18 protein-coding genes and 3 pseudogenes are annotated in these 24,880 nt (G+C 61.2%); 12 read left to right on the forward strand and 9 right to left on the reverse strand.

Annotation, left to right across the window (positions count from 1 at the left end):
- Positions 1 to 3 precede the first annotated feature (3 nt).
- Positions 4 to 3,273, forward strand: coding sequence for a hypothetical protein (locus tag FIV42_RS02890; protein WP_141196219.1), 3,270 nt, complete (start codon positions 4 to 6; stop codon positions 3,271 to 3,273).
- Positions 3,274 to 3,398: 125 nt separating this feature from the next.
- A complete protein-coding gene (locus FIV42_RS02895; protein WP_141196220.1) occupies positions 3,399 to 4,097 on the forward strand; it encodes a DUF72 domain-containing protein in 699 nt (232 codons plus the stop codon).
- A gap of 96 nt (positions 4,098 to 4,193) precedes the next feature.
- Here FIV42_RS02895 and FIV42_RS29950 read toward each other — a convergent pair whose 3' ends face one another.
- The 5 genes from FIV42_RS29950 to FIV42_RS30640 all read right to left on the reverse strand — a co-directional run bounded on the left by FIV42_RS29950 (position 4,194) and on the right by FIV42_RS30640 (position 10,865).
- Positions 4,194 to 6,548 carry a hypothetical protein gene (locus FIV42_RS29950; RefSeq protein WP_168210348.1) on the reverse strand — a complete coding sequence of 785 codons (2,355 nt, stop codon included), beginning with the start codon at positions 6,546 to 6,548 and terminating at the stop codon, positions 4,194 to 4,196.
- A gap of 129 nt (positions 6,549 to 6,677) precedes the next feature.
- Positions 6,678 to 7,445, reverse strand: a complete 768-nt coding sequence (locus FIV42_RS02910; RefSeq protein WP_141196221.1) for a hypothetical protein — start codon at positions 7,443 to 7,445, stop codon at positions 6,678 to 6,680.
- A gap of 81 nt (positions 7,446 to 7,526) precedes the next feature.
- Positions 7,527 to 8,555 carry a hypothetical protein gene (locus FIV42_RS30490; protein WP_174769486.1) on the reverse strand — a complete coding sequence of 343 codons (1,029 nt, stop codon included), beginning with the start codon at positions 8,553 to 8,555 and terminating at the stop codon, positions 7,527 to 7,529.
- Positions 8,556 to 8,638: 83 nt separating this feature from the next.
- A complete protein-coding gene (locus tag FIV42_RS02920; RefSeq protein ID WP_141196222.1) occupies positions 8,639 to 9,736 on the reverse strand; it encodes a hypothetical protein in 1,098 nt (365 codons plus the stop codon).
- Positions 9,737 to 9,899: 163 nt separating this feature from the next.
- Entirely contained in the window at positions 9,900 to 10,865 is a 966-nt protein-coding gene (locus tag FIV42_RS30640; RefSeq protein WP_222615365.1) for a hypothetical protein, read from the reverse strand.
- Between the two features lie 340 nt (positions 10,866 to 11,205).
- On the opposite strand from FIV42_RS30640, the gene FIV42_RS02930 reads away from it, so the two are divergent.
- The 5 genes from FIV42_RS02930 (at position 11,206) to FIV42_RS02950 (ending at position 16,196) form a co-directional block, all read left to right on the forward strand.
- A complete protein-coding gene (locus FIV42_RS02930; RefSeq protein WP_141196223.1) occupies positions 11,206 to 11,667 on the forward strand; it encodes a hypothetical protein in 462 nt (153 codons plus the stop codon).
- Positions 11,668 to 11,683: 16 nt separating this feature from the next.
- Positions 11,684 to 11,869, forward strand: a complete 186-nt coding sequence (locus FIV42_RS02935; protein WP_141196224.1) for a hypothetical protein — start codon at positions 11,684 to 11,686, stop codon at positions 11,867 to 11,869.
- A gap of 105 nt (positions 11,870 to 11,974) precedes the next feature.
- Complete coding sequence (gene galT / locus FIV42_RS02940) at positions 11,975 to 12,967, forward strand: galactose-1-phosphate uridylyltransferase (protein ID WP_141196225.1); 993 nt, start codon at positions 11,975 to 11,977, stop codon at positions 12,965 to 12,967.
- An 18-nt stretch (positions 12,968 to 12,985) separates the two neighbouring features.
- Positions 12,986 to 14,530: a glycogen synthase GlgA gene (gene glgA, locus FIV42_RS02945; protein WP_141196226.1), complete on the forward strand. Its 1,545-nt coding sequence runs from the start codon at positions 12,986 to 12,988 to the stop codon at positions 14,528 to 14,530.
- 121 nt (positions 14,531 to 14,651) lie between these two features.
- Complete coding sequence (locus tag FIV42_RS02950; RefSeq protein WP_141196227.1) at positions 14,652 to 16,196, forward strand: acyl-CoA carboxylase subunit beta; 1,545 nt, start codon at positions 14,652 to 14,654, stop codon at positions 16,194 to 16,196.
- 244 nt (positions 16,197 to 16,440) lie between these two features.
- Here the strand turns inward: FIV42_RS02950 and FIV42_RS02955 are convergent, their stop codons facing one another.
- Positions 16,441 to 16,830 (reverse strand): endonuclease domain-containing protein, encoded by a 390-nt coding sequence (locus tag FIV42_RS02955; RefSeq protein WP_141196228.1) that lies wholly within the window; start codon positions 16,828 to 16,830, stop codon positions 16,441 to 16,443.
- Between the two features lie 254 nt (positions 16,831 to 17,084).
- On the opposite strand from FIV42_RS02955, the gene FIV42_RS02960 reads away from it, so the two are divergent.
- Positions 17,085 to 17,510 (forward strand): MAPEG family protein, encoded by a 426-nt coding sequence (locus FIV42_RS02960; protein WP_141196229.1) that lies wholly within the window; start codon positions 17,085 to 17,087, stop codon positions 17,508 to 17,510.
- 85 nt (positions 17,511 to 17,595) lie between these two features.
- Positions 17,596 to 17,853, forward strand: coding sequence for a cation transporter (locus tag FIV42_RS02965; RefSeq protein ID WP_168210349.1), 258 nt, complete (start codon positions 17,596 to 17,598; stop codon positions 17,851 to 17,853).
- A 74-nt stretch (positions 17,854 to 17,927) separates the two neighbouring features.
- Here FIV42_RS02965 and FIV42_RS02970 read toward each other — a convergent pair.
- Positions 17,928 to 18,251: pseudogene (locus FIV42_RS02970) on the reverse strand (citrate/2-methylcitrate synthase); the annotation flags it as partial.
- Positions 18,252 to 18,313: 62 nt separating this feature from the next.
- On the opposite strand from FIV42_RS02970, the pseudogene FIV42_RS02975 reads away from it, so the two are divergent.
- The 3 genes and pseudogenes from FIV42_RS02975 to FIV42_RS02985 form a co-directional block, all read left to right on the forward strand.
- A pseudogene (locus tag FIV42_RS02975) lies at positions 18,314 to 18,943 on the forward strand (IS3 family transposase); the annotation flags it as partial.
- Between the two features lie 12 nt (positions 18,944 to 18,955).
- Positions 18,956 to 19,147 (forward strand): annotated as a pseudogene (locus FIV42_RS31370) (IS3 family transposase); the annotation flags it as partial.
- Positions 19,148 to 19,202: 55 nt separating this feature from the next.
- Complete coding sequence (locus FIV42_RS02985; protein ID WP_141196232.1) at positions 19,203 to 20,792, forward strand: hypothetical protein; 1,590 nt, start codon at positions 19,203 to 19,205, stop codon at positions 20,790 to 20,792.
- A gap of 153 nt (positions 20,793 to 20,945) precedes the next feature.
- Here FIV42_RS02985 and FIV42_RS02990 read toward each other — a convergent pair whose 3' ends face one another.
- Both FIV42_RS02990 and FIV42_RS02995 read right to left on the reverse strand, forming a co-directional pair.
- Positions 20,946 to 22,211 carry a citrate synthase gene (locus tag FIV42_RS02990; RefSeq protein WP_141196233.1) on the reverse strand — a complete coding sequence of 422 codons (1,266 nt, stop codon included), beginning with the start codon at positions 22,209 to 22,211 and terminating at the stop codon, positions 20,946 to 20,948.
- A gap of 174 nt (positions 22,212 to 22,385) precedes the next feature.
- Positions 22,386 to 24,665 carry an ArnT family glycosyltransferase gene (locus tag FIV42_RS02995; RefSeq protein WP_168210350.1) on the reverse strand — a complete coding sequence of 760 codons (2,280 nt, stop codon included), beginning with the start codon at positions 24,663 to 24,665 and terminating at the stop codon, positions 22,386 to 22,388.
- Between the last annotated feature and the right edge of the window lie 215 nt (positions 24,666 to 24,880).

Raw genomic sequence — 24,880 nt, forward strand, 5'->3', positions numbered from 1 at the left:
CGCATGGGAGAGACTCCCGAAGTCGTAAAAATCGCTTGCCCGGGTTGTGAAACTCAGTTCCGACTCAAGCCCAAGAAAGGGCGGCTGCCGGAAGGCCCTGTTCCCTGCCCCAAGTGCGCCGAGAGCATTCCGGTCGTCGAGGAGAATATTCGGCGCAGCGACGTGCAAAAGCGGGAGAGCGATGCCCCGCAGGCGCATGTCTTCGACACGCCCGGCGCCTCCGGCTCGCAGCGACAGCGAACTGGGACGATGGCGGGCTCACCGGTCAAGACGCCTCATCGCCTGGACGCCGTCGACCCCGACGACGAGTTCGATGACTTGGTCGTCAGCCCCGGCCTTTCGGATAGCAACCCGAAGTCGACCTTCCTGGGGATGGGGTCGGCCCTCCCCGCGATCAACGGCTCGAGTGGTCGCCGCGACAAAACCGCGGTCGTCGATGACGAACTCCTCGAGAAAATTCGCAGTGAGTCGAGCGTCGTCGAGGACGATGACGACAAAGAGAAGAAAGAGCGCCGAGCCCCGTCTTCGAGCGACAAAGAGCACGACCCGCTGCGCGACACGGCCGAGCGCGAAGATGTCTTCAAGCGCAAGACCTCCGAGAACAAGGCCATCAAGCCCGAGGACCTCATCCAAGCCGAGGAGTTGAAGGAGGAAGGCGAGGAAGACGACGCCGACGCAGATAAGAAGAGCAAGAAGGAGAACAAGCAGGCGCCGGGGCAGATGGTCTTGGGCAAGATCAAGATCAAGAAGAAGCTCAAGCGTCGCTCCAAAAAGCCGATTGGCGCCCGCGCGGCCAAGCCTGGCGAGACGAAGGACGACTCGAAAAAGCCTTCGCTCTCGGCGCTGCTCAAGAAGGCGCGAGATCGAAAAGGCAAGCTCAATATTCCGGCGCCGAAATCAGACGACTCGACGGGCAGTGGAACGCCCGCAGAGGCCAGTGATGATCTCGAACGCGCTCTCGATGACTTGGCCAGTGAGACCGCGCGCGCTATCCGTGCGGAGGCCGGCGCCGACTCGACCAAGACCGCAGAGCCGGACGAGAAGGATCAGACGCCGCCGCCCTTCGACACCGGCGACTCGACGATGATCGAGTTGCTGCGACGCCGGGTCGCTGAGGATCAGCAACCGGGCGCGGCCAGCGAGCGCCGTGGCAGCGGCTATATCCGTCTGCCGACCGCCGAGATTCAAGACGTCCTCGGCCAGGGGACCTACCGGCTCCGCGTCGAAGACATCGTCTACGAACCCATCGACAAAAAAGGCCTGACGCAACTGGTCAAGCGGGGCGTGCTGCTCGGTGCCGAAGAGATCGCCGATTTCGACGGCGATTGGATGCCAATTGCGGACCACCCGGTCTTCAAAGAGCTTCGTCGCAAGATGGCGCGCGAAGCCCACGACTTGTTGAAGCAGTACGGCGGCGGCGATTCCGGGTCCACCGAGGCAGACGACGCCGAGCTGCCGGCGCCGCAGGCCGACCTTCCGGCGCCGCAGGCCGACCTTCCGGCACCGCAGGCAAGCCTGCCCAAGCCAACCGAGCCGAACGCCGACGGTTCCTCGGCCGAGCTCGACTTCAGCGGCATACCCACCCTCGAGGCCGAACTCGAAGAGGAAGCAGAGCAAGCTGCTCGTGAACTCTTCGCCGACGATGAGGAGGACGCCGAGGATATGGCCGCGCCTCCGCCGATGCCGGGACCGCAGCCGCAAGACGACGCCCCGAACCTCCAAGACGAGGCCGACGATGGCTCGGTCCAGCTCGACTACGATGCGCTGGGGGTCGACGAAGAAGACGTCGAATTCGAGGAATCCGTACCGGCAGCCGAAACCGGCTCGCACCGCGCAGCTGGCGGCGGGTCGATGCGTACCTGGCTACCACTGCTCACCGCAGCCGTGGTCTTGGGAGGGATCGCCGCCTTCGCTTTCTCGCCGATGGGCCGTCCCTACGTGGACAATCTCTTGGGTGAGGAGGCGTCGACCGACGACACTCCAAAGCCTGCTTCGACCAAGGCTGTGAGCGTTGAAAAAGAGGAGAAAAAAGAGAGCGCGAAAGTCGACGAAGCGATCGACGAGGCGACCTCGAGCCTGCACGCTGCGCTGGCCGTCGATCCTAACGATGCCACCTTGCAGGAACAGGTAGCCGGCCAACTCGCCGATGAGGGTGAGCATGTCCGCGCGGCCAAAATCCTCGGGGTGCTGTGGCAAGAGCGGCAGGATGACGCAGACTTCGCCGCGCGCTACGCGAACGCCTTGTTGGCAGCCGGAGACCACGCTCGAGCCCGCGCCATCGCGATCGACGGCGTGCAACTGGGCGAGAACAAGAACGCATTTGCCAAGCTCTTCGCCAAAGCGATCCAAGAAAATCCGGAGCTGCGAGCTTACGAGGTCGTCGACGTCGCTCTCGGTGAGCATGCAGACGGCGCCAATGCGGAGTCCGAGGGCAAGCGTGTGGTGCTCGAATTGACCAAAGGCGACGCACACTCCTTCACCTTCAAGCCGTCTCAAGCCGGCTGGGAAGAGGGTTGGCGTTCGAGCATTGCCTCCTGGCGTTTGTGCCAGATCATGGCCTGCAACTTCGAGGTGCCGCACAGCCAGCCGGCACGTCTCGACAAAGCCAGCTTCGACAAGCTCGGCATCGAGGGACCGGCGTCCTCGCGCCTGTCGCGGCTCAACTGGGTTACCGAAGATGGCAAGCAGTACGTCTACGGCGTGCTGCAAGCGGCCGTCGCCGAGCCGGCTCGCTTCCCCATCGAAGACACCGACGTCTGGCGTGGATGGCTCCTCCCGGGCAGTTCCGCGGCGATGGACGCCCCGGCAACAGAAGCAATCTCGGGTGTCGAGAATCGCTTCCAGGCGCCCCTCGAGGCTCAACTGGGCGACACGCCCCTGGCCGAACTGGCCGGAGACCTGTCGACGGTGCTCGTGTTCGACTTTTTGACCAACAACTGGGACCGCTTCCGTGGCAATCCCGACCAGTGGGGCACGAACCTGCACCTGGTCGACGGCTCGCTGGTCTCGAAAGACAACGGCACCGCGTTCCAGCCTCGCGCCTCGACGCGTGTAAAGGGGCGGTTCCGCTGGACGAGCCGTTTCAGCCAAGACACGATCACCTCGCTGCGGTTGATGGATCCGAAGCTTGTCTCCGACAAGCTCTTCCCGAAAGCCTCGGCGGCCGAGAAGGCCAAGCTCGAGGTGTTTTGGAGCCAGCGTGACGAAGTGCTCGAGCGAGCCGATTCGCTCACCGACGTCCACGGCGCCAAAGAAGTGCTTGCCTTCGAGTAGTTTGGCGCGTATGTGCTTAAACGAATAAGCGACGCGAAGCGGCCCGCCCACGACGGCGTCGGGCCGTTTCGCACTCTGAGAAATTTTTGTACTTCGGAAGTTCCGAAAAGAAAGAGAACGAAGCCATGGGCAAGATTTATTACGGCTGTGACGAACTGGCACGCGGCTGGGAGCACTACTTCAAGCAGTGCAACGCACTCGAAGTCGACGTCGAATCGTTCGACGCGCCTCCCAAGCTCGCGACGCTGAACCGCTGGCGAGTCGACTCACCGCGTGGCTTTTGTTTTGTGCTCGACGTCGATCGTGAGTTCACCGACGCGCTCGTCGCGCTCGGAGACCGCGGCGCTGACAAGCTCAATGACCGCGTGCGCCGAGGATGGGAGACGACGATGGAGCGTGCGCACGCTCTGGCTGCGAAGGCCGTCATGATCAAGACGCCGCCGGAGTTCACCCCGGGAAGCGTGTCGCGTACGCTGCTCGAGAAGGTCTCGCAAGAGCTGGTCAAAGACGCCAAACCGGCGGTTCTCTGGGAGAGCCAGGGCCCCTGGCAGATCCAAGACACCCGCGACTTCGCCCAAGATATCGGGCTTGTGTACGCCCACGACCCGTTTATTGCCTATCGTGAAGAGATTCCCTTCACCCACGGCGACGCCTGCTGGGTGTTGACCGAACGCGCCGGACTGCGACGCAAGTTCGACCAGTTCGACATGGAGACCCTGATTGATTGGTCCGACAACTACGACCGTGCTTTCGTTCTTCTGCGTGGCCGCTTCAAGTGGGAACACGCCAAGGAGCTCAACGTCGCGCTCGAGTATGCCGAATAAGCCGGCCTGAATTAGGCAGCCAGACGCCAGAGAAAAAGCCCCGCCGGCATCGAGCCGGACGGGGCTTTTTTGATATTCGACTACTCGCTCACTCGATCACTCCTCCAGCATCCCCTCCTCTCCTTGCTGTTCGGGCTGGATCTGCTGGTCCTGCTGGAGCTGTTGGTCTTGCTGCTGTTGACCTTGCTTTTGGTCTTCAGCGGGACCACCACCAACCGCGGGCTGCTCGACCTTTTGCGACATCTCGTTGATCACGCTCGAGGTGTCGGTGAAGAACTGCTGCACTGAGTCCTTCTGCGCGGCGAGCGGCTTGTTGGTGTCGATCTTCTGAGCCATCTGATCGAGCTGCTGGACCTGGCTTTGGAACTCAGCAAATTGCGGTTGCTGCTGCATCGACTGAAGAATGTTCACCGTCGACTGCACACCCTTCTGGAGATGCTGAGGGTGCTCGTAGACGCTCTTGCTGTCTTGGAGCTTCTGAGCAATCTGCTGCAACTCTTGGCTTTGCTGCTGGACCTGTTGGGGATCCAACTGCTGTTGAGCCTGTTGGCCTTGCTCCTGCTGGCCTTGTTGTTGCTGGCCTTGTTGTGGCTGGCCTTGTTGTTGCTGGCCCATCTGCTGCTGTTGGCTCTGCGCCTTTTGGACCTGCTGGGAGAGGGTCTCGAAGGAGTTACTCAGCAGCACGAAGCCGTTGCTGGTGTAGCCGTTATGAACTTCACCGGCTTTCGTGTCTTTGGCCCATTGCGTGAAGTACTGCAGCTTTTGTTGGGGCTGCATTTCTTGCTGGGCTTGCTGCTGTTGGCCCTGTTCCTGCTGGCCTTGCTGCTGTTGGCCCATTTGCTGCTGGTCTTGTTGTTGACCCTGCTGCTGTTGACCCTGTTCCTGTTGGCCTTGCTGTTGTTGCCCCTCGGTCGGACCACCGCCGACGGCGACCTTCTGTGACATCTTGTCGATCACATCCCCCGTCTGAGTGAAGAACTGATTGAGCGAGTTCTTCTGAGCAGCGAGCGGCTTGGTCGCATCGATCTTTTGCGCCATCTGGTCAATCTTGTTGACCTGGCTCTCGAGACCGGAGAACTGCGGCTGCTGCTGCATCGACTTCAGGAGGTTGACCGTGGTCGTGACGCCTTGTTGGAACTGCTGCGGGTGTTGGTAGACATTTTTGTTGTCTCCGAGCTGCTGGGCCACCTGCTGCAACTGCTGGGTGTGCTGCTGGATCTGCTGCTCGTCCATCTGAGCTTGCTGTTGGCCTTGCTGCTGTTGCCCTTGCTCTTGCTGGCCCTGCTGCTGTTGGCCTTGCTCCTGTTGGCCCTGCTTCTGGACCTGCTGGGCGAGGGTGTCGAACGAGTTGCTCAACAGCACGAACCCATTGCTCGAGTACCCGTGGAACGACTGACCGGGCTGCTCATTCTGAGCCCATTCGTTGAAATACTTCAGCTTGTCCTGGGGCTGCATTTCTTGCTGGGCCTGCTGCTGTTGGCCTTGCTCCTGCTGGCCCTGCTCCTGCTGGCCCTGCTGCTGTTGGCCTTGCTCCTGCTGGCCCTGCTGTTGCGGGCCGCCGCCGACCGCGAGCTTCTGGGAGATCGTATCGATCGCCTTGCCGCTTTCGGAGAAGAAGCTCTGCAGTGAGTTCTTCTGCGCAGCGAGCGGCTTGTTGGCGTCCATCTTGGCGGCCAGATCGTCGAGCTTCTGCGACGGTTGTCGCAGGTCGCTGAACTGCGGCTTGTCCTGCATGGTCGACAGGATGGTCGACACCGTTTGAGCGCCGACTTGGACCAGTTGCGGGTGCTGATAGATATTCTTGTTGTCGCGAAGTTGTTGGGCCACCTGTTGGAGCTTCTGGCTGTGTTGTTGGACCTTTTGTAGGTCCTGCTGGCTCATCTGCTGCTGACCTTCTTGTCCCTGCTGCTCACCTTGCTGCCCTTGTTGCTGCAGGATTTGGCCCTGCTGCTGGAGCTGCTGGGAGATGGTGTCGAACGAGTTACTCAGCAGGACAAAGCCGGTGCTGGCATACTCCGGATACACCTCGCCGGGCTTTTCGTTCTTGGCCCAGTCCGAGAAGTACTGCAGCTTTTGTTGGGGCTGCATGGCCGTCTGGCCCTGTTGTTGCTGGGCCATCTGCTGCTGGTCCTGCTGGGCCATTTGCTCCTGGTCCATCTGCTGCTGGCCCATCTGCTCTTGGTCCTGCTGGGCCATCTCCTCTTGGTCCATCTCCCCTATGGGAGGTTGTCGGACCTCGTCCTGTTGAGCAGCTTGCTCTTGCTCCTGGTCGTCGAAGATGCCCTCTTCGGTTTCTTCTTCACCGAGTTGGGCCTCTTCTTCGGCTTCGACTTCGACGCCGGGCTCTTGTTCGAGCTCGGCTCCTTCCTGCTCGGGTTCGCAGGCAAGGCCGAAACCGGCCAACGCCAATGAACCTAGCAATGCTGCGATCTTACGTTGGAGACTGCTCATGAGACCTCCGTTCGTTAGTATCTAACCTCCGAGTGAGCGCCACCTCCGCCCTTGTGCACGGCGTCGATGACCTCGTCTCCGGTCCAAATGTACGGACGCGGCAGAACTCGGGAATGAAAAGTACGACTTCTATTGGCCCTGCTGGCCAGGACTTTGCTGGGACTGCCAGGTCTTTTCGGCCATCGCGCGGACCACGTCCGAGGATTGCTTCAAGAACTGGCGCACCTGCTTGTCCTGGGCGGCCACGGGCTGGTTGACGTCAATTTGCTGGGCCGAGTTGTTCAATTGCTGCACTTGGCTCTGCAACTCGGGAAAGCGCGCCTGTTGAATCGAGCCGATGGTGCTGGCCGCAGCCAGCGACGCTTGCTTGAGAATCTGTGGGTGTTGTGGAATCTGGGAGTTCTCCTCCAGCCTGAGCGCGAGGCTACGCAACGCCTGCTGCGACTGCTGGAAATTCGAGCTCTGGCTGACCGTCGTCTGCGTCGGACCTCCGCCGGCCTGCGCGCCCGGCCCCATCACCGGTTGATTGGCAATGGTGTTCAGCGAGCTCCACAACAGGTTGAGCCCCTTGCTGGCATGCTCGTGGCTGATCTGGACGTCCTGTTGTTGAGAGACCTCCGAGAACTGGAGGAAATGGCGAACGTCGTGGGCGCCAATACCCGCGATGGGACCGCCGCCGATTTGGCGAATTTGCTGCTGATTTTGCAGGATCCCCTGCTGCTGGACACCTTGTTGCTGGAGTCCCCGCTGTTGGGCTTGTTGCGGCTGCTGGATCTGTTGCTGTTGCTGGCGTTGTTGCTGTTGCGCCTGCTGTTGTGAGACATCCTGGGCTGCTGCCGTTCCGGCGAGGCCCATCGCAGCGATCACAACTGCTGCCTCTTTGAACCAACTCTTCATAACGACCTCGTGCGTCGAAACTGAAAACTCTCGGTGGGCGACGGGCTCGCTGGCGCGGCGGCCGGCGAGCCCGGCGCTGCGCTATTCTTGCTTCTGCTGCTGGCCTTGGTTTTGCTGCTGGCCTTGCTGCTGTTGACCTTGGTCTTGCTGCTGGCCTGGCTGCTGCTGACCCTGCTGAGGCCCGCCTCCCACGGCACCGACCTGAAGATTCTGCGACATCTGATCGACGACTTGAGCGCTGGCCTTGAGGAAATCGCGCACCTGAGTAGCCTGGGCGACAATGGGCGTATTGATGTCGAGTTGCTGGCTCAGCTCACGCACCCGATCGATCTGATCGGAAGCATCGGGCAGGCCGACTTGCGACATTGCGTCGAAGAGACTGACCGTCGACATCGCCGCGTTTCGCATCAGGAACGGATGCTGGATCACGTTGTCGGTCTCCTCGAGTTCGAGGGCGATGTTGCGAAGTTGACGCTGCTGCTTTCGGATGGTCGCCAACGCATTGTAGCCCTGTGGGCTCACCTGAGTGGGAGCTCGCTGCCAGCCGTATTGCGGCGCGGGCCCGCCTCCCTGCGGGGAGCCGTACTGGGCTGGACGCTGGAGATTTGCCTGATCGATGATCGCGTCCGTGGCCGCCCACAACATGTACAGACCCGTGCTCGCCGTCTTGTGGTTGACCAATTCGATGTTGTCGACGGTGTCGGCCCACTGGGTGAATTGGCGAATCGAGGCGACGCTCGTCGGGCCGCCACCGATGGCCTGGTACTGTTGTTGCGGTACGAACTGCTGGCGCTGTTGGAGCTGTTGCGGCTGCTGGTACTGCTGGCCGAATTGCTGCTGCGGTTGTTGGAACTGCTGTCGGGGTTGCTGCTGGCCGAATTGCCGCGGCTGTTGAAACTGCTGCTGCGGTTGTTGGAGTCGGCGTTGTTGTTGCTGTGTCGGCTGCTGGTTCTGCTGAGCTTGGCCTTGTGCTTGTTGTGCTTGCGGTTGCTGGGCTTGCTGAGTGCCCGGCTGACCTTGTTGAGCCGCCGCTTCTCTCTCGCAGCCCACCGCCCCGGCGAGGGCCAGTGCTGCGAGGACGCCGACGGCGCGTTGGGTCCAGAGCTTCATAAATCCTCCTTACTTCGATGGTTCAGATGGCTTGGCTGGCCGAGATGCGCTCCTTGTGGCTCGATCACTGAGTTGTGGCTCGATCACTGAGCGCTCTCATCCTGCTGCTGTTGCTGCTGGCCCTCCTGTTTTCGACCCTTTTGCTGCTCCTGCTCTTGCTGCTGTGATTTCTGCTGGGGTTGCTGGAGCTGGTCTTGCTGGAGGGGGCCGCCGCCAATGGCGCCCTGGACCTGCTGGGGCGAATAGGCTTCAACGACATCGGCTGCTTGGTTGAAGAATTGCTTGACCTGTTTGTTTTGGGCGATGACCGGCTTGTTGATGTCGATTTGCTGGGCCGCTTGGCGCACCTGCTGGATCTTTTGGGTCGCCTGCGGGTTATAGCCCGGCTGGAGGACCGCCATGATATTGGCCGCCGACAGCGCCGCGTTTCGCAAGATGCGCGGGTGCTGGTCGGCCACCGCGTTCTCCTCGAGCACGCTCGCCAGCTGGCCGAGTGCTTGTTGCTGCTGTTGGATCTGCTGGACGCCCATCGGCCCATACTGCTGCATCAGCCCACCGTAGACGTTGCGCTGCTGCACCAACGTGTCGAGGGTCGAGCTCAACAGACTCAGCCCTTCACTGGCATGTTCGTGGTCGACACGCCCCTTGGACTGCGAGGTCGCCGAACTCCACTTGCCGAATTGTTGCAGTTGCTGGGCTGCACTCACCGGCTGCATGGCGGGCTGCCCCATGAAGCCCTGTTGACCAAATTGGCCAAACTGCGACTGCCCATAAGGTGGTTGGGCGAAGGGGCGCTGGGCGAATGGTTGCTGTTGAAATTGCGGCTGCCAGCCATACTGGGGCTGCCAACTCGGTTGGCCGTACTGTTGGGAGTAGTAGGGTTGCTGTTGGAATTGCGGCTGCTGCTGGAATTGCTGTTGAAAGTACGGTTGGGGCTGGAACTGTTGGCCGTAGTAGGGCTGCTGTTGGAATTGCGGTTGCTGGAACTGCTGCCAGCTCGGTTGTTGAAACTGGGGTTGATTGGTCTGAGCCCACTGTGGGCTTTGCTGGAACTGCTGGGTGCGCTGAGTCTGAGGTTGTGCCTGCGGGTTTTGCGCGTCACTGCTGCCCTGGGCAAACGCCGTCGCGGTCACCGCGACGCCGACCACGAGGGCAGCCAATATTTTGAACCACCGTTTCATCTTGCCTCCGTTGGTTACGCCTTATCGGGGGCCTACGAACAACCCCCCATGATCCCGTCCGAGGACAGAGCAGGTCGGGAACACCCACTGAGCGTGGTCCCGACCTGCTCCCCCTCCAAACAGTCACGCCGGCAACGGATGCCGGCGTGGTGTGTGGTGACGGTTACTGGCTGATGCCTTCGTCTTGCTGTTGTTGCCCCTCGGTGGGTCCGCCACCGGTGGCCTGTTGCAGGTTTTGCGACATCTGGCTGAGCACCTGCTCGGCCTGATTGAAGAAGTCGCGCACCTGCTGTTCCTGTTGGGCCAGTGGTTGGTCGACTTGGAGCTGCTCGGCGCTCTGCTGCAGGTTTTGAAGCGGTTGATTCAACTGTTGGTCGAGGTTGACCTGTTGGGCCATCGACGACAACAGGTTCACCACGTTGTTGGCCGCTTCGTTAAACGCCTGGGGCTGGTTTTGCTCTTCGGCTTGCTGCAGTTGGCTGAGCGACTGCTCGAATTGTTGCTGTTGCGTTTGCATTTGTTGCTGCGCGGCCTCGTCCTGCTCGGGACTCGGCCCGCCGCCGACCTGCTCGCCCTGTTGGGGCTGTTGCCCGTCGAATAGCAAGATCACGCCTTCGACCGCGCCACCCAGACGCTCCGAGCCTTCGCGCACATAGTCTTGGTCGACCTGCGCTTGCTGCTCCTGCTGGTTCCACTGGCTGAACTCTTCGACCCCTTGCGCATCTTGGGTCTCTTGGGTGGCTTCGAACTCACCGGTGCCCGGGGCCTCGCCCAGGACCTGCCCGGCGCGGTCAGCCTGCTCGCCCTCTTCTTCAAAGACGCCGTTTTGGTCTTCGAAGATTTGATCGCCTTCGCCGCCCTCACCGAGCTCGCCCAGCTCCTGCTCGGCTTCATCGCCAAGCTGGCCGAACTCTTGGCCGGCCTCCTCCAGGCCCTGCTCGGCCTCTTGGCCAAGCTGCTCGGTTTCTTCGATGGCGCTGATTTCGCCGGTCTCGTCGTAGGCGCCCTCGTCGTCATCGACCGCCGCCGCGACCCACCAGACGACGAGCGCCACGGCGACAATGCCGACGATGACCCACACCCAACCGGCTCGATTGCGTGAACTACGTCTTCTTTGTGTATCTGCCATGTCTCCTCCTCCAAACTGCAAAGGCACGCCCTGTGCTGAAACTTCTCAAGCTAGGTATCGCAAGAGCCGACCTACGCTGGCCTGCCCCACGGCATACTCGACGCGCCACATTGCCAACATAGACACATGGCGGTGCCGCCAAGGGATGCTGTTGACGCTAAATCTCAAAAGCGGGGACATAACTCGTTGAATATTTCTCCGGGCCGTGTTTATATACTCTCTTGTTGAAAACGCGGCCCCCGTCAGGCGCCGCGTGGAAGCACGTGATTATCTTTTCCGGACGGTTTTGATTGTTTCTTGTGAGACAACAACCAATGTCCATAGCAAGAGCTGTGTAGATATGTCTGACAGAGTCACCTTCGAAGACGAGATATCGGCACTCGAGGCTAAGTTAGCGCGCGCTCGCGACGAGCTCGACGACCTCGAGCAACGCTGGAGAGCCTACGACCTGAAGACCCAAGAGACTCGCCAGGCGTTGGCCAACCTGCGGCGCACCTTGCGTGGCGAGCTTCCCGACGGCGAAGAACAAGGTGTGGCCAGCCAGATCGACAAAGTGGACATCAACCCCGACAGCGGCCGTCCGGCCCGCGGGGCGCGTCGCGATCAGATCGAGCAGATCTGCAAGCGCATCGGGCGAACTCAGGAGAGTTTTCGCACCGTCGATGTGCTCAATGTGCTCGAAGATATTGAAGGCGAGCTGACTGATGGCATGAAAAGCTACACCTACGCCGTGATGACCACGCTTCAAGAGGAAGGCGTGGTCGACAAAGTAGGCCGCGGTCGTTGGAAACTAGCAAGTTAACGAAGGGAGATTTCTTATGGCGTCCAAAAAAGACCGCGATCTCGACAAAGTGGTTGAAAGCATTGAAGCCAAACTCGAGACTTTAGAAGAAAAGCGTGAAGAGCTTCGTCATCAGATTGAAGTCAAACGCGCCCAGATCCGTGAGTTGAACCACACGCTGTCGATGGTTCGCGAACTCGAGGAGCAGCTCGCCGAGGGCTGACACCTGCGGTTGCACTCTGGGGAGCGCTCCTTTATAGAAGACGGCGTTAGCGCCGACATACGCGCCGGTGCGCCGCGACGATCGTCGACCTGGAGACGCTCCTACATGCCGATGCTTCGAAAAGACCCCATCGCCGGGCGGTGGGTTATCATTGCCACCGAGCGGGCGAAGCGTCCTCGTGAATATCAAGTCGATACGGAAAGCTTGCCCAGCGGATTCTGTCCGTTTTGCGCCGGCAACGAGGACTCGACTCCGGACCCGGTCGCGATCTACCCCAAGGGCGCAGACCAAGACTGGTCGGTGCGCGTGATCCCCAATAAATTTCCGGCCCTGCAGACCACCGGCGAGCTGACCCCGCACACTGAAGGCGTCTACGAAGGCCTCGCGGGCGTCGGCGCGCATGAAGTGATCATCGAGGCGGCCGAGCACGTCTCCGATCTGGCCGCGCTTCCCGTCGACCAGATCGCCACGGTGCTGCGCGCCTGGAAGGACCGCATCAACGACCTGCGCAACGACGAGCGCCTCGAGTGCGCCGTCGTCTTCAAGAATCACGGCGCGGCTGCCGGCGCCAGCCTCGAGCACACTCACAGCCAACTCATCGCCCTGCCGATCATCCCCAAACGCCTCTCCGAGGAACTGGTCGGCTCCAAGCGCTACTACCTGGCCCACGACCGCTGCGTCTACTGCGACATCGTCGCCCAAGAACTCGACGAGGGCACCCGCGTGGTCTGCTCCGACGACAAGGTCGTGGCACTGACTCCGTTTGCCTCACGCTTCCCATTTGAGTTATGGATTCTCCCGCGTGAGCACGACCCATGGTACGAAAACTCCGACGACGAACTCTTTGCGAGTGTCGCCGCGGTACTCAAGCGGGTGCTCCAGAAGCTCAATCGGGCCCTGGATAGTCCCCCGTTCAACCTAATGCTTCACTCGGCGCCGTTTCCCGACGGGGACGACGTCTCCCACTATCACTGGCACCTCGAGCTGATCCCCAAGCTCACCAAAGTCGCCGGTTTCGAGTGGGGGACTGGGTTTTATATCAACCCCACCTCGCCGGAGAGCGCCGCCGAACATCTACGCGAAATCGAAATAGACTGACTGCCGAGACGAAGACATATGGAACTTGCTCAACTGATTCGAACCGCCAGCGCCTCGAAGCCGAGCGCCGCCGACACCCGCGACATCCTCTTCGCCTCCAGCGAAGTGGCGCCCTTCTCCAAGACCGGCGGACTGGCTGACGTCGCCGCCAGCTTGCCCAAAGCGCTGACCGGGCTGGGACATCGCGTCTCCATCATCACGCCGCTGTACAGCCACCTCGACCCCGACGAGTTGCACCTGAGCCGACGCATCAAGCCGCTGTCGGTGCCCCGGCTGGGCAAATACCGCAACAAAGTCGAGGCCACCGTCTGGGAAGGCCGCACCGAAGGCGGCGTGCGCATCTTCTTTGTCGAGCAGGACGACTTCTTCGGCCAAGAGGGCAACCTGTACGGCTACGAAGACAACGACTACGAGGACAACCCGGCCCGGTTCTCCTTTTTCAGCCGTGCGATCATCGAGTTCGCCCTGCAGTTCAGCGTGCCGGTTGACGTCATCCACTGTAACGACTGGCACACCGCGCTCGCCCCGATCTATCGCGACCACTACTACTCCGAAGAGTTGGCCGACGTGGGCGTGGTGCTCACGATCCACAACCTGGCCTTCCAGGGCAGCTTCGACGCCGAGGCGCTCTCGCAGACCGGGCTGCCCAAGAAGTTCTACAAGGCCGGCGAGCTTCGCCAGGACGACGGCATCAACTTCTTGCAGGGCGGTATCGTCCACGCCGACCAGGTGACCACGGTCAGCCCGACGTACGCCGAAGAGATCCAGAGCGCCGAGGGCGGCTTCGGCCTCGAAGAAATCCTGTCGGGCAACGCCGACAAGCTCAGCGGCGTGCTCAACGGCGCCGACTACACGGTCTGGTCGCCCGACATCGACCACTATATCGAGGTGCAGTACGACCTCGAGCGCCTCAACGGAAAGCGTCGCAACAAAGCCGAGCTGCAGCACCGCTTCGAGCTGCCCATCCGCCCCACCCTGCCGATGCTGGCGTTCGTGGGCCGATTGACCGAGCAGAAAGGACTCGACCTGCTGGTGCCCGCCGTCGAGAAGCTCGTCGACAGCTTCGAAGACGACCGCGACGGCTTCCAGATGCTCTTTTTGGGCGAAGGCCACAACAGCTACGCCGACAAGGTCAAGGCGCTGGCCGAGAAGTTCCCCAAGCGCATCGCCGCCCATATCGGCTACAGCGAGGAGCTGGCCCACAAGATCCAGGCCGGCGCCGATTTGCTCGTGATTCCAAGTCGCTACGAACCCTGCGGATTGACGCAGCTGTATGCGATGAAATATGGAACACTTCCGATCGTCCACGCCACCGGTGGCCTGGCCGACACGGTCGTCGACCCCAAGGGCGACGAGGAAGAACTGAGTACTGGCTTTATCTTCGAGGACTACGACGAAGACGCTCTCAGCGAGACGATCACGCGGGCGACCAAGCGCTACCGCAACTACCGCAAGTGGCGCCCGCTGGTCGAAAACGCCATGAAGCAAGACTTCTCGTGGGGAAGCTCGGCACGCCAGTACATCGATATCTATAACAACGCCCTGAACCGCGGGCAGGAGTAAAAGAGTAGGTGAGTAAGAGGGCGAAAAAGTAAAACGCAACGAGCCGATCGCGCTCGACATGTTGCCGCTTTTGCTCTTTTGCCTTTTGCTCTTTTGCTTCTTCGCTTCCGAAGGAACAGACATGAGTGACACACGAGAGAGACTCCAGCAGCTCAACGAGCAGGCCGAGAAAGGCGGCGGCGAGCGGCGCATCCAACGCCAGCACGACGCCGGCAAGATGACCGCTCGTGAGCGCATCGACCTGCTGATGGACCCGGGCACTTTCGTCGAGCTCGACAAGCTCAAGACGCACCGGTGCACCGACTTCGGGATGGAAGACAAAAAGATCCCGGGAGACGGCGTCGTCACCGGCTACGGCAAAGTCGACGGGCGCACCGTCTACGTGTTCGCCCAGGACTTCACCGTCTTTGGCGGCAGCTTGAGCGGCGCGTATGCCGAAAAGATCTGCAAGGTCATGGACCTGGCGACCAAGTGTGGCGCTCCGGTCATCGGACTGAACGACTCGGGCGGCGCGCGCATCCAGGAGGGCGTGCAGAGCCTGGCCGGCTATGCCGACATCTTCCACCGCAACGTGCAGGCCAGCGGCGTCGTCCCGCAGATCTCGGCGATCATGGGCCCCTGCGCCGGCGGCGCGGTCTACAGCCCGGCGATCACCGACTTCATCTTCATGGTCCAGGACACCAGCTACATGTTCATCACCGGGCCGGACGTCGTGAAGACGGTCACCAGCCAGGAAGTGAGCAAGCAGGAGCTGGGCGGCGCGCACGTGCACAGCGAGAAGAGCGGCGTGTCGCACTTCGAGAGCGCCAACGAAGAGGAGTGCATCGCCCAGATCCGCGAACTGCTGTCGTTCATCCCGTCGAATAACGCCGAAGACCCGCCCTTTGTCCCCTCGCAGGACGACCCGAACCGGCGCGACGAGAAGCTCAACAGCATCGTGCCGGAGAACCCCTCGAAGCCGTACGACATCACCGAGATCATCGAGACGGTCGTCGACGACAACCACTTCTTCGAGGTTCAGTCGCAATACGCCCCCAACATCGTCGTCGGCTTCGCCCGCCTGGGCGGCCACGCCGTGGGCATCGTGGGCAACCAGCCGAGCCACCTGGCCGGCTGCCTCGACATCGACACCAGCCTCAAGGGCGCGCGCTTCGTGCGCTTCTGCGACGCCTTCAACATCCCATTGGTGACCTTCGTCGACGTACCCGGATTCCTGCCGGGCGTCGACCAGGAGTACGGCGGCATCATCAAGCACGGCGCCAAGCTCCTGTACGCCTACAGCGAGGCGACGGTGCCCAAGATCACCGTCATCACCCGCAAGGCCTACGGTGGCGCCTACGACGTGATGAGCTCGAAGCATATCGGCGCCGACATCAACCTGGCCTACCCCACCGCCGAGATCGCGGTTATGGGCCCCGAGGGCGCCATCGACATCATCTTCCGCCGCGAGCTCGCCGAGGCCGACGACCCGGCCGCCAAGAAGGACGAGTTGGTCGACAAGTACCGCGAGACCTTCGCCAACCCGTTCAAGGCCGCCGAGCTCGGCTACATCGACGAGATCATCGAGCCGGTCGACACCCGACCGCGCCTGATCCGCTCGCTCGAGATGCTGCAGAACAAGCGCGTGGATACGCCGCCCAAAAAGCACGGCAATATTCCGTTGTAATGGGCGATTTGTAATCCCTTGCTTGCTGGCAGGGCCCCTCCGTCGGCTCAGCTATGCTTCGCCGACACCTCCCCGCAGGCTGAACAACGCCTCGGGGAGGGGATTGCATCTCTGAACCGCTTTCCTTTCCTGCAATCCCCCTCCCCAGCGCGTTTTCCAGCGCGAGGGGAGGTGGGGGCTATAGCGTAGCGAAAGCCCCCGGAGGGGACCTCTCAACCGGCAAGGGATTCCAACTCGAACTCCCCTACTCCCCCCCTTCTCCTTCCGCCTCCCCCTCCAACACCTCCAAAACCTCCTCCAGTACCTTCTCGATCGACCCAAACACATCCGCTGCCTCCACACGCACGATCTCGACATCGTGCACGTCGCGCAGATACGCATCACGCTTCTGATCCCACGCCTGGTTCGACGGCCGTCGATGACACTGTCCATCAACCTCCACGACGAGCTTCTCCGAAGTGCAGTAAAAGTCGACGATGTATGGCTGCAAGATGTGCTGCCGGCGAAACTTGTAGCCGCCGAGTTGCTTGCGCCGCAGCTTCGCCCAGAGCTTTGCTTCGGCGTCGGTGGGATTCGAGCGCATCTGGCGCGCTCGGCGCAGTAGTTCCGGGTATCTCGGCTTCGGAATGGTCATTTCTGCCTCCGAGTGATGGTCTTTGTTTGCCTCACTACGGTTTTCGGCAGAGATGAGGAAAATGTTGCGTGGCTTTTCCGCAGATCGGGGTTTGGCGGGCGTGAAAGGCGGATCTTTCTTGTCGTTTTGTGATCTCAACTCGGAGCGTATCGCAAAAGATCCGCCGCAGCCGCAGTATCGCGCTTGGCACTTCAACGCCCGGCGTTTTGATTCAAGAGAGTCGATCGGCAGTCGCCCCTCTCCGGAGAACCGCCATGACCATCCCTGTCTGGGTCCTACTCGCCTTCGCCGGCTGGACGCTGCTCATCCTGATCACCAACGTCGGCGTGTACCGTTGGGGACGGATCCTGACGCGTCGCTCCGAAATCGGCGACTTGCAGGCCTACAATCTGGAGGGACACTCCGACTGGTACAAGCGCTCGATGCGCGCGCACGCCAACTGTGTGGAGAATCTGCCCGTGTACGGCGCCATCGTGCTGGTGATCGTCGTCGCCGGCCTCGACGCGCCCACGCTCGACGTCCTCGCGCTCGTGTTCATGGGCGCGCGGGTGATCCACTCGCTCATTCACTTGAGCTTCAAGCAGACCAATATCGTCACGAGTTTCCGGTTCACATTCTTCCTCGTCCAGTTCGTCTGCATGGTGTGGATGAGCATCTATGTCGCCCTCTACGCGACCTGACAGCGGCCGGAGGGTCTTGTCCTGCGTCCTTGCGCGCCCAAGCTCTACAGTGCGCCCACTTGTCCCGACCCGATGGAGGCTAACCGTGCAAGAAACTCGCGAGATTGAAGTCGTCGAGCTGGATAATCGAGACACCGCGGCTCACCTGGAGAATGTCCTGGCGCAGATGCCCGGGGTCAACGAAGTCAACGCCAACCCGGAGACGCGGCTGGTGTGGGTGACCTTCAATCCGACGCTGCAGACCGCCAGTCGCATCTACGAGAAGATCCAGCGCGAAGGCTGCTCGGTGTCGTTTCGTCCGCGCGCGTCCGGCGCCCAACAACGTCCGGGGCGCCTGCAATAGGCGATGCCCGCCCCAACGAAAAAAGCCCCCGCGCCAATGAGCGCGGGGGCTTTTTTGATCATCCGATCACACGATCAGCGCTCGCTGATGGGCGTGACCTCACGCTTGTTCTCGCCGATGTAGATCTGGCGCGGACGGTGGATGCGCTGCTCTTCGTCGTCGCGCATCTCTTTCCACTGGGCGATCCAGCCCGGAAGGCGACCGAGCACGAACATCACCGTGAACATGTTGGTGGGGATGCCCAGCGCGCGGTAGATCGTGCCGCTGTAGAAGTCGACGTTCGGGTACAGGCGACGCTTGACGAAGTACTCGTCTTCGAGGGCGACCTGCTCGAGCTCTTTGGCCAGGTCGATATGCGCCTTGAGGCTGCGGCCGCTCGTGCAAAGCTCCTCGAGCATCTCGATGACCTTCTGGTGCACAGACTCGTCGGACCGCAGACAGCTCTAAGAGTGCCAATCACGCTGTTCGTACCCTTTGCTTGGTGATGCTGGTCAGCCGCAGTGGCTACTACGCCTGGCGCAACCGAAAGCCGTCGAAGCGATCCCGTGCAAACGCAGCCTTGCTCGAGCATATCCGGCGTATCTTCGAGGCATCGAAGGGACGCTACGGTGCCCGGCGAGTGCTGCGTGCGCTCAAGCTCGAGGGCCACCAGGGCGGCAAGCACCGCGTGGCTCGGCTGATGCGTGAGAACGGCCTGTTTGCCCGTCGTCGTAGAGCGTTTCGTGCGACCACTGATTCAAAGCATGCCTATCCGGTGGCCGACAACGTGCTCGACCGGGACTTTGAGGTCGATTCTCCCGATCAAGCATGGGTCGGCGACATCAGCTACATCCCAACTGCCCAAGGTTGGCTGTACTTCGCGGTGCTCATCGACCTGTACTCGAGGCGTGTCGTTGGTTGGGCGATGAGCAGCCGCATCGACCAGAAACTGACACTGAGCGCGCTTCGTATGGCACTGGCGCAGAGACAGCCGGACAGGGGCTTTATCCACCACACAGACCGAGGCTCACAGTATGCGGCACACGCCCATCAGGACGAGCTTCGACGGGCTGGTGCCATCGTCAGCATGAGCCGCAAGGGCAGTTGCTGAGACAACGCGCCCAGCGAGAGCTTCTTTTCGACCATCAAGACCGAGCTGATTCACGAGAGGCGATTTGAGACCCGAGACGAGGCCAAAGGAGCCATCCTGCGCCACCTGATGTGGTACAACGCGCACCGACTTCACTCCTCGCTCGATTACCTGTCACCCATGCACTTCGAGAGTTTGCAATTGACCGACCGAAAGGCGGCGTAGACCATGTAGCCCACGTGTCCGAAAACCGGGGTCATGCCAAGCTACGGCGGACCCAATGGAGAAGGTTGTGATCTCTAAGAAACCTTGGCTTCTCGTAAATGGACTTGTGCTCGCTGTGAGCCTGGCAAACTGCGACCAAGACCGGGCAAACGATTCTGATGTCGCCGTTATCGGCGACGCGGGCGAAGACTCGGGGGCGGGTGGCGATGCTGCTCCCTTTCAGGATGGAGGTGGTGACACCGCGAGCGACACTGATAACGACGTCGTTGAGTTAGATGTAGATCCAGATGCGACGGACGTCAGTCACGCACCGCCACCGTGGCTGGAAGGAGCGGAGAACCGCTGCGCGCCGACAAGTGTCCGAGTGCCCATTGAGAAGCTGCGGGCTGTGTCGTTGCCGGAACCGCTCGGCGATACTCCGCGACAAGTTTGGAGCACCCAGGCGACCTGTGTGCGGGATGGGAAGTTCGATGAAAAGTCATCCGCACTCGCGTACTTTACGGTCAATGGCGAGAAGCGTCCCGTGGTGGTGACGTCCGTGAGCACGCACAGCGGTGTTACCCCCTCGGACAGACTGGCTGCGATTGCCTTCGTCGACGCTCAGACCGGCAACCTCCTGAGTTGCCACGAGTTCGAAGAGCCGCTGCAAACTCCCGAGCCCAAGCTCGCCGTCTCGTCGAATCCGGAGCGGTACTGGCTTTACACCGAGACCATTCGCGATGCCCACGACCAGGTGCCCACGCCCATGTTCATGCTGCGAAGTGGCACCTACGATGGAGAGACCTTCACGAAGCAGATTGTCGACCCGGGCTCCCCTAATATTCGCCCGAATCTCATCACGCCCAACGGGCAGTGGTTGATGGGGTTCGACAACGAATATCTGGTGAGCTTCGATGCGCTAAACGGCGAGGTGTTTTGGGCCAAGCACGTCAGAGAACTCTGGCCGGATGCCGGACCTCGCGCGACTCTATTCAACGCCTACATCAAATCCGACAATGAAGTCTTCATTTCGATCGACTCGGGCGACTCTTATGGAGTGTTGTCGGTCGATGAGTGCGGGAACGCGAAGCTTGTCAAGCAAGGCACCGGTCGAGGCGCCAACGTGCAAAGGCTGTCGGAGTTCGATCTCCTGGTGGTGTCACGTGGAGGAGATCGCTACTTCGAGAGTTATCGTGACGATGTCAGAGTGCACGTCGAAGAGTGTCCCAGCGCAATGACCTACACCCCAGGAGGGCAGAGCTGTCTGCACTGGGGCATCGCCACAGCGAGACTCACTACCTTCGGGTTCGACGGGCGCGACCACCGCGAAGTCGAGCTGCCCTCGCTGGTCGACTACCGCTACGGCCGCTACCAACTCGGCAGACTCTCAGCCAATAACGGCACCACTCTGGTGCATCGAACAATCAGTGAGACTGGAGACCCAAGCGGCACACAGTCGAGTCTCCTCATGGTGGACCCGGAGTCCGGCGAACCCAAAACAGTTATCCCCTACCCCAAGCCCGGAGAGACCGTTTCCAAGCCGCTGCTCACTTCGGGCGGGATGATGATCTTTGTGTCGGATGGTGAACTATACGGCTTCCAGACGAGTCTTCCCGGCCTGGCAGCAATACCCAACCCGCGAGGGATTGGGGGGGGGCGGAAATGAGAACCGAGGTTGGCTCGACGCCGTATCCGATTAGGCACCATCGAGAGGACTTGGAGGCCGAAGTGCTTAAAGACTCAGGGGTTGCTAGATCGGAAAAAGGCCGCCCGGATTGCCCGGGCGGCCTTTTCTCGTCTACTCAATCACTCGATCACGTTATCGCTCGCTGATCGGCGTGACCTCACGCTTGTTCTCGCCGATGTAGATCTGGCGCGGACGGTGGATGCGCTGCTCTTCGTCGTCACGCATCTCTTTCCACTGGGCGATCCAGCCCGGAAGGCGACCGAGCACGAACATCACCGTGAACATGTTGGTGGGGATGCCCAGCGCGCGGTAGATCGTGCCGCTGTAGAAGTCGACGTTCGGGTACAGGCGACGCTTGACGAAGTACTCGTCTTCGAGGGCGACCTGCTCGAGCTCTTTGGCCAGGTCGAGCGCCGGGTCTTCGACGCCGAGCTCGGGGAGGAGCTCGTCGGCGGCCTTTTTGAGGATCTTGGCGCGCGGGTCGAAGTTTTTGTAGACGCGGTGACCGAAGCCCATCAGACGCACGTCCGAGGACTTGTCTTTGACCAGGTCGATGTGGTCTTCGAGGGAGCGGTCGGCCTCGCGGATCTCTTCGAGCATCTCGATGACTTTCTGGTTGGCGCCGCCGTGAAGCGGGCCCGAAAGCGCGCCGATGGCGCCCGAGATGGAGGCGTACAGGCTCGAGCCGGCGCTGCCGATCATGCGCGCGGTCGACGCCGAGCAGTTCTGCTCGTGGTCGGCGTGCAGGGTCAGAAGCTTGTCGATGGCCGTCTCGAGGACCTCGGAGACGTTGTAGTCGCCGTCGGCGTCGCCGAACATCATGTTGGCGAAGTCGCCGGCGTAGCTGGCGTCGGTGTTCGGCGCGACGTAGTCCTTGCCCGCGGTCTTGCGGTAGCCGTAAGCGGCCAGCGCCTTCATCGAGGCGAGCAGGCGGATGATGTCGGTCTCTTCGTCCGAGTCGTCGTCGTAGTACTCACCGAGGCAGGCGACCAGGGTCTGGGCGACCGTCATCGGGTGAGCGGTGTTCGGAAGGCTCTCGAGCACGTTGACGACGCCATCGGGGAGCGTGGCGTGCTCGGCCAGGCGGCCTTTGAAGGTGTCGAGTTCTTCCTGGTTGGGAAGCTTGCCCCACACCAGCAGGTACATCACCTCTTCGAACGAGGCGTTCTCGGCCAGGTCTTCGATGGCATAGCCGCGGTAGCGCAGCACGCCTTCTTCACCGTTGATGAAGGTGATGGCGCTCTTGCACGAACCAGTGCTGCCGTAGCCGGGATCGTAGCTGATGACGCCGGTGGTACCCCGAAGCTTGCGGTTGTCGACACCGCGCTCGCCTTCGGACCCCTCGACGACGGGGAATTCGTACTCTTCACCATTCAGAACCAACTTCGCGTCTGCCATATGCGATCTCCGTCTCAGCAGTAAGATTTTTCCAACGTACGTGCGCCTGGGTGGCGCTCAGTATATGAATCGCCGCCTGAGCGGCGATTTTTCCCAGATTTCAGGGCGACAGGAACGTAGCAATAATGAGCTAAAAATGGAAGGGCCGCCCTGTGATCTGGATCATGCCGTAGTTCAAGGCTCGACCCGCTGTGGATCGTCCTCGGCGCACGGCACTTTGACGAGAACGAACTTCAGGTTCTCGTTGTGTGTAACACAGGCTTTATTCTTGAAGCGTTCGGGCAACTCGCGCTGGAATCCTCCGCGGAAACGCGCGCCTTCCATAATGCCGTAGAACGTCCCGTTGCCCACTTCCTCGAGGAAGTGCTCGAAGTCATCGTCGTCTCGAATGGGGATGACCTCGTTTTGGGTGTAAAACGTCTCACCTCGCCAGTTGAGCTTGTAAGCAATCGCCGGCTCTTCACAGTAGCGTTTGAACCGATGTGAGCCGGGAGGGCCGTCGGTACGCGTGCACTGGGAGTAGTAGGCATCCCACACGCCCTTCTGGCTCCACGTAGAACTAATCCCGGGCATGTAGACGTCCAGACAAAAGACCGCGAAGCCCAAGCCGGACGCCAAAATGGCCGCCAAGCTTAGACGCCGAACCAAGCGGTTTCGTGTCAAAAAGAGTGTGATGCCGAGCATCGCCGGTACGCTGACCCCGAAGATCGCCCAGCGGAAGCCCGAGTCCCAGGCGGCGTCCCATTTGCGGTCGTACTTGTAGGTGAACAGGTTTTTGAGCACCTGCGGGTCGTGCAAAATGTCCCACAGCACGATGCCGAAGATGCCGATGCCCACGAAGTACAGCGGCCAGGGGTGCGGAAGCTCGCGATCGAGCGCGTCGTCCAGGGTGATGGCGATAAGCATCGCCAGCGCCGGGACCACCGGGAAGATGTAGTGGTGGAATTTGGTGCTCGACAGGGTGAATAGGGTGAAGGCGATCGTCGCCCATAGGATCAGCATCAAGGTCGCGCGACCCCGATCGTCCTCCATGTCCAGGCCCTTGCCCGAAAAGAAGTGGCCCAACGCCGCGGGCAAAAAGGCGATCCACGGAAAGAGGCCGTAGCCTAGCCAATGCAAAAAATGCTCGAAGCTGCCGGTGTCGATCTGGTGCACACCGCTGGCCAGGCGCTTGAAGTGGTCGTGGACGAAGAAGCGGTTCCAGAAGCCCTGCGTGTGCCGGATGAGCATCGCGGCGTACCACGGAAAGGCGACCGCCACGAAGATGGGCAGGCCGATATGCAGGTCGACCTTCTTGAGCATCCGCCACTCGCGGGTGATCAGGATGTAGAAAAAGAGGATGGCGCCGGGCAGCATGAAGCCCAAGAGGCCCTTGGCGAGTGAGGCCAGGCCGATAAAGACGTAGAAGGCGAGCAGGTAGACCCGCCGGCGCTCGACGACCGGGCGTGCAAACGCCAGGTAGAGCGCGGTGCCGAAGCAGGTCGTGTAGATCGCCGCCTGCGTGGGGCCCCAGATAAACCAGCCGTTGAGGTCTTTTGCGAGGGTCGAGCCGCTGACCAAGATGACCACCAGGAGCACCAACAGCGGCACCCACAGCACGCCCAAGCCCCCGAGCGCGAACCGACGCCGAAGCGTCTGGGCCCGATCGCTCTCCTCACGCCCCTTCCATAAGCCCCATAGCAGCAGGCCGAAGCCCACGCCCAGAAGCGCTCCGCCAACGGCGATGCCCTGCCAGGCCGGCGACGTAAACGACTGCATGAATGGGTTGGGGCCACCTCGCCAGCGCGACAGGCCCACGAGCACCAGCGCGATCTGCGGCACGCACACCAGCGCCATCCACCCGAAGGCGAGTACGTAGGAGAACTTGTCGGCCGGACGATCTTTGTCCTTGCCGAACATCGCCATCATGAAGAAACACATCGCGACGGTCATCAGCCCCACAAAGGGCATGTCGGTCTGTGCCTGCCGGCTCAAAAAGAACCAGAACGGCGAGGTGCCCAACACCGCGGCCATCAAAAAGCCGGTGCGGCGCTTGAAGACGCTCGAGCCGAACGAGTAGGCGAGCAAAAGCCCCAGAATCCCCACCAACGCCACGCCGATGCGGATGCCCCACTCCGAAAACCCGAAGACTTGCATCCCCATCGCCATCATCCACATCAAGAGGATGGGCTTGGAGTAGAAGTAATTGCCTTCGCGGTTGCCGGCGCCGTCCTCCCAGTGGCTCCCCCACCAGGTGCTGATCCAGTCGTTGCGCTCCAGAATATTGCGCGCGACTTCGCCGTAATGGACCTCCCAGGGGTCCCACAGCCCGAAGCTTCCAAGCATCGGGATGAACACGATGACGGCCGCGGCCAACACCACCCAGCGGTCTCGCCACCAGGGCTTGGTATCCGGCTCGAACCACTCGAGCTCGGTGATAGGCGTACGTTTGGAGTTCTCGTTTTTCGAACTCATAGGTCGGTCACTGCGATATATGCGTGGCGGAAATCGAATCGTCCATTCCCGCATCGTTTTCGGGTGTTTGGGCGCGACAGAATGGGTCGGCCCCTATCTTGGCCAAAGTGTTACCATTAGTGGGGGGCACAATTCCACTGCCCTCGTGTCCGGAGCGGCCACTGCTTGCTGGATGTCGCGAGTGTCGGTAAGATGCGCCCGCTGTCTGCCACCTC

Origin of the sequence: Persicimonas caeni (assembly GCF_006517175.1) — a bacterium.
GTDB lineage: Bacteria > Myxococcota_A > Bradymonadia > Bradymonadales > Bradymonadaceae > Persicimonas > Persicimonas caeni.

What these genes read in the sequence shown, in the direction of transcription:
- FIV42_RS30640 (WP_222615365.1), bottom strand. Translation starts at nt 10,865, where the DNA reads ATGGCAGATACACAAAGAAGACGTAGTTCACGCAATCGAGCCGGTTGG.
- FIV42_RS02995 (WP_168210350.1), bottom strand. Translation starts at nt 24,665, where the DNA reads ATGAGTTCGAAAAACGAGAACTCCAAACGTACGCCTATCACCGAGCTC.
- FIV42_RS30490 (WP_174769486.1), bottom strand. Translation starts at nt 8,555, where the DNA reads ATGAAGCTCTGGACCCAACGCGCCGTCGGCGTCCTCGCAGCACTGGCC.
- FIV42_RS02955 (WP_141196228.1), bottom strand. Translation starts at nt 16,830, where the DNA reads ATGACCATTCCGAAGCCGAGATACCCGGAACTACTGCGCCGAGCGCGC.
- FIV42_RS02950 (WP_141196227.1), top strand. Translation starts at nt 14,652, where the DNA reads ATGAGTGACACACGAGAGAGACTCCAGCAGCTCAACGAGCAGGCCGAG.
- FIV42_RS02935 (WP_141196224.1), top strand. Translation starts at nt 11,684, where the DNA reads ATGGCGTCCAAAAAAGACCGCGATCTCGACAAAGTGGTTGAAAGCATT.
- FIV42_RS02930 (WP_141196223.1), top strand. Translation starts at nt 11,206, where the DNA reads ATGTCTGACAGAGTCACCTTCGAAGACGAGATATCGGCACTCGAGGCT.
- FIV42_RS29950 (WP_168210348.1), bottom strand. Translation starts at nt 6,548, where the DNA reads ATGAGCAGTCTCCAACGTAAGATCGCAGCATTGCTAGGTTCATTGGCG.
- FIV42_RS02985 (WP_141196232.1), top strand. Translation starts at nt 19,203, where the DNA reads ATGGAGAAGGTTGTGATCTCTAAGAAACCTTGGCTTCTCGTAAATGGA.
- FIV42_RS02895 (WP_141196220.1), top strand. Translation starts at nt 3,399, where the DNA reads ATGGGCAAGATTTATTACGGCTGTGACGAACTGGCACGCGGCTGGGAG.
- FIV42_RS02910 (WP_141196221.1), bottom strand. Translation starts at nt 7,445, where the DNA reads ATGAAGAGTTGGTTCAAAGAGGCAGCAGTTGTGATCGCTGCGATGGGC.
- FIV42_RS02990 (WP_141196233.1), bottom strand. Translation starts at nt 22,211, where the DNA reads ATGGCAGACGCGAAGTTGGTTCTGAATGGTGAAGAGTACGAATTCCCC.
- FIV42_RS02920 (WP_141196222.1), bottom strand. Translation starts at nt 9,736, where the DNA reads ATGAAACGGTGGTTCAAAATATTGGCTGCCCTCGTGGTCGGCGTCGCG.
- FIV42_RS02960 (WP_141196229.1), top strand. Translation starts at nt 17,085, where the DNA reads ATGACCATCCCTGTCTGGGTCCTACTCGCCTTCGCCGGCTGGACGCTG.
- FIV42_RS02890 (WP_141196219.1), top strand. Translation starts at nt 4, where the DNA reads ATGGGAGAGACTCCCGAAGTCGTAAAAATCGCTTGCCCGGGTTGTGAA.
- glgA (WP_141196226.1), top strand. Translation starts at nt 12,986, where the DNA reads ATGGAACTTGCTCAACTGATTCGAACCGCCAGCGCCTCGAAGCCGAGC.
- galT (WP_141196225.1), top strand. Translation starts at nt 11,975, where the DNA reads ATGCCGATGCTTCGAAAAGACCCCATCGCCGGGCGGTGGGTTATCATT.